The organism is uncultured Rhodococcus sp., from assembly GCF_963525155.1.
GTDB lineage: Bacteria > Actinomycetota > Actinomycetes > Mycobacteriales > Mycobacteriaceae > Rhodococcus_F > Rhodococcus_F qingshengii.
Genome location: NZ_CAURKP010000295.1, coordinates 1 through 4,426, shown reverse-complemented (window position 1 = coordinate 4,426; position 4,426 = coordinate 1). Strand labels below are relative to the sequence as shown.

Annotated in this window: 1 protein-coding gene; it reads left to right on the top strand. The window is 62.5% G+C overall.

The annotated features are described in order from the left end of the window. Positions 1-4,426: amino acid adenylation domain-containing protein (locus tag RWT78_RS28380; RefSeq protein ID WP_314682641.1), on the top strand; the 4,426-nt coding region annotated here is incomplete at both ends.

The following is a 4,426-nucleotide window of genomic DNA, read 5'->3' as shown; positions in this document are numbered from 1 at the left end:
TTGGTGTGGATGATGATTTCTTCGAGTTGGGTGGTAATTCGCTCAATGCGACCAGGCTCGTCAGCCGCATCAACCAACACGCTGGTACCGCGTTGCCGCTTCGGACGTTGTTCGATCACCCCTCTGTGGCGGAACTTGCTGTTGCACTGGACAATGCAGAGCGTGCCGACAGGCCTGCCCTCGAGGTGCAGACTCGTCCGGAGCAGATCCCGCTTTCACTTGCACAGAATCGGATGTGGTTCCTCAATCAGTACGACGTCGCATCTGCGGCCTACAACATCCCGTTGGCCATCCGACTCTCCGGCATCGTCGACGTTACGGCGCTTCGCGGTGCCTTCGGTGATGTTCTGACGCGTCATGAGTCGCTGCGAACAGTGTTCCCCGACAACGGTGACGGCCCCGTCCAGGTGATCCTGACACCCGAGGACGTCGAGTTCGATCTGAGCCCGATCGACGTCGACCGCGGTGACCTCGACACTCGCATACTCGAGGTCATGTCCGAAGGTTTCGACGTCACTGCTTCCGTGCCGATTCGCGTGAAGTTGTACCGCGTCGAGGAATTCGAGCATGTACTGGTGATGTCGGTGCATCACATCAGTGCGGACGGCGTGTCCATGACGCCGTTGGCTCGCGACGTCATGATCGCCTACGCGGCACGGTTGACCGGCCAGGCCCCCTTCTGGGCGCCGCTGGAGATCCAGTATGCCGACTTTGCGCTGTGGCAGCGGGTGCTCCTCGGTGACGAGGCTGACCCGAAGAGCATCGCATCGACTCAGATCGATTACTGGAAATCAACATTGAACGGGATTCCGGAACTGCTCGAGCTTCCGGCCGATCGACCGCGACCGGCGGTGGCCACCCAGAACGGTGCGATGGTTCGCTTCGACATCGCGTCCGAGATCATGGATCGCGTTCGTGAGGTCGCCGATCACCACAACGCAAGTGTGTTCATGGTGATTCACGCTGCGTATGCGGCACTGTTGGCGAGAGTGTCGGCGAGCACCGACATCATCGTCGGCACGCCCGTGTCCGGACGAGGCGAAGCGGCTCTCGAGGATCTCATCGGAATGTTCGTCGGCACGGTCGTCCTGCGAACGGATGCCGACCCCGCACTGACGTTCGCGCAGTTGGTCGACCAGGTGCGTGACCGAGATCTGAGTGCGTTCGGCAACGTCGATGTGCCTTTCGAGAGACTGGTGGACGCTCTGCAACCTGTTCGCTCACAGGCTCACACACCGCTGTTCCAAGTCACGTTTGCCTACGAATATATCGAAGACGCCACGTTCGAGCTTCCTGATCTGCGGGTGTCCGCCGTCGAATTCGACGTCACTCCAGCTCAATTCGATCTTGCCTTGACGTTGTTCGAGACCACGGAATCTACCAGCGGCGCAGACACCGAGTCGGTAGCGGTGAGTGGCTCGCTGACCTACGCGACGGATTTGTTCGACCGTTCCACGGCTGCGTCGTTCGCCGACCGATTCGTCATGATGCTCGAGCAGCTGACGCGGGATCCCGCGAGAGTAATCGGGGATATCGATGTCCTGAATCGGGACGAGCAGAACCTACTGGTGCCGGTGCGAGGACTTACGGCGGCGCATCCCGCGACTCTGTCCGAGCTGATTTTTGCTGCGGTCTCGTCGAATCCAACAGGGATCGCCTTCCTGTGGAATGGCCGCGCCGTCACCTATACCGAGGCCGACGAACTCTCGACCCGCCTCGCTCACGTCCTGCTGCGACGCGACATCACACCGGAAACATTTGTTGCGCTGGCTCTTCCACGATCGCTCGATTCCGTCCTCGCAGTCTGGGCGGTTGCCAAGACGGGTGCCGCATATCTGCCGGTCGACCCGAGTTATCCGGCCGATCGCATCGACCACATTCTCGAAGATTCTCGAGCGAGGTTGGGTGTGACGATCGCCGAGCAGCGTCAGTTCCTGCCCGACGACGTTGAATGGTTGGTTCTCGAGGACATCGCCGAAGAACTGGCGGCAGCCCCGGTGAGCGCGAGCTGGCCGCCGGTGCGGATCGACAATCCGGCGTACATGATCTACACGTCAGGTTCGACGGGCAAGCCCAAGGGCGTGGTTGTCACTCATTCCGGTCTCGCCAACTTGGCGGCCGAACGGCGTGAGCACTACCAGATCACGTCCGACGCCCGGTTCCTGCACACCGCGTCACCCAGCTTCGACATGGCTGTCGGCGAAATGATCTCCGCGCTCTCTGCTGCAGCAACATTGGTGATCGTTCCGGTGACCACGATCGGTGGTGACGACTTGGCCGAGTTGTTGGACTCGCAACGGGTCACCCACGCTCTGATCACCCCGGCCGTTCTGAGCACGATCGCCCCCCACGTCCACGAACATCTTCGCGTTCTCGGTGTGGGCGGTGAAGCGGTATCCGCTGAACTGGTCGATCGGTGGCAGCCAGGGCGAACGATGCTCAACGGCTACGGACCGACCGAGGCGACCGACATCTCCACAGTTGCAGACCTCGAAGCGGGACAACCTGTCACGGTCGGTAAACCTGTGCGCGGATTCCGGACCCTGATCCTGGACACTCGACTGCGACCGGTGCCGATCGGTACGCCTGGTGAACTGTACGTGGCGGGGCCCGCTTTGGCTCGCGGTTACCACAACCAACACATTCTCACCGCAACACGATTCATCGCCGATCCCCACGGTGATCCTGGACAGCGCATGTACCGGACCGGTGACATCGCTGCCTGGACGGCCGATCTCACCATCGAGTACCGCGGACGGATCGACAGTCAGGTCAAGATCCGAGGTCAACGCATCGAACTCGGTGAAATCGAGGCGGTGGCAACACAATGCGACGAGATCGCGCAATCCGTGGTGCTTGTCGTCGAGACTGCACTGGGCAAGCGGCTGGCGGCATACCTGGTGCCGCAAGCTGGGCGCGTGATCGATACCGAGTCCGTAAGGCGCTATCTGGAGTCCGCGCTGCCACGACCGATGGTGCCCGACGCGTATGTCGTGCTGGACGCTCTACCGGTGACCGTGAACGGAAAGCTTGACCGCAAGGCTCTTCCCGCTCCGACGTTCTCCGCGTCGAAGGTGCGCTATCGAGCACCCGCGTCCGAGACGGAAGAGATCCTCGCTTCGCTGTTCGCAGACCTGCTCGGTGTCGAGGCGGTGAGCGTCGACGATTCGTTCTTCGGGCTCGGCGGCGACAGCATCGCATCCATCCAACTGGTCTCCCGAGCGAAGGCTCGTGGTCTCGTGATGACCCCACGAGACGTCTTCGAACAGAAGACTGTTGCCGCGCTGGCACAGGTCGTTTCGCGATCTGACGCGCCGGCGCAGATGGTACTTGCCGAACTGCCGGGCAACGGTGTCGGAGAGTTGCCGCTGACGCCGGTGATGCGCATGGTGCTCGGCAGCACCGATCACTTCGATCGCTACTCACAGTCGATCGCACTGGATCTGCCAGTCGGCGTCGATCAGGCGGGGATCGTCGCCACGGTGGCCGCCGTCGTCGATCACCACGACATGCTTCGGTCGACCTTGCACAGCAAAACTTTGCACGTGGCCGAGCCCGGAAGCGTGGACGTGGCCGCACGTGTGCGGAAGGTCGACTTCGATCCCGCTGCCGTCGACAGCGCGGAAAGCTTGACCGAATTGGCACGATCCCAAGTGGAACTGGCTCGACGAGAACTTGATCCGCGCGGCGGTGTGATGTTCGCGTGCGTATGGCTCGCGCCGGTGGGTGACGCGGAAAAGGCGACCGGGCGACTGCTCGTCGTGATGCACCATCTGGTCGTCGACGGAGTGTCGTGGCGAATCCTGGTGCCGGACTTCATGACCGCGTGGGCACAGATCTCCAATGGTGCGCCGGCGCAGCTGGCACCTGTCGGCACGTCGATGCGTCGCTGGGCACATGCGCTGCAGGACAGTGCAGTTGGGGCGACGGCAGAACTGCCGGCGTGGCGGGCAATCGTCGACGGCGAGGACCCGGATCTGGGATCGGCGCGCTTCGACCCCTCGCTCGATCTGGTCGCAACTGTCCGCGACATCGAGGTGCGCGTCGACGCGTCGACGACTCAAGCACTGCTGACCGAGCTTCCGGCCGCGTTCCGTGGCGGCGTGAACGACGGTTTGCTGACAGCTCTGGCGCTTGCAGTCACTCGGTGGCGTCGCGAACGAGGCGTGCACACCACATCGACGCTCATCCAGATGGAAGGTCACGGGCGAGAAGAGCAGACTGCACCCGGTGCTGACCTCTCGCGTACCGTCGGTTGGTTCACCAGCGTCTATCCCGTGCGCCTCGAACTCGGTGCGCTCGACATCGACGACGCCATGCGCGGCGGCGTCGCGGCGGGTCGGGCCGTGAAGTCGGTCAAGGAACAACTGCTCGCCGTGCCCGGTCGTGGCATCGGCTACGGGGTCCTCCGATATCTGACCGGCAG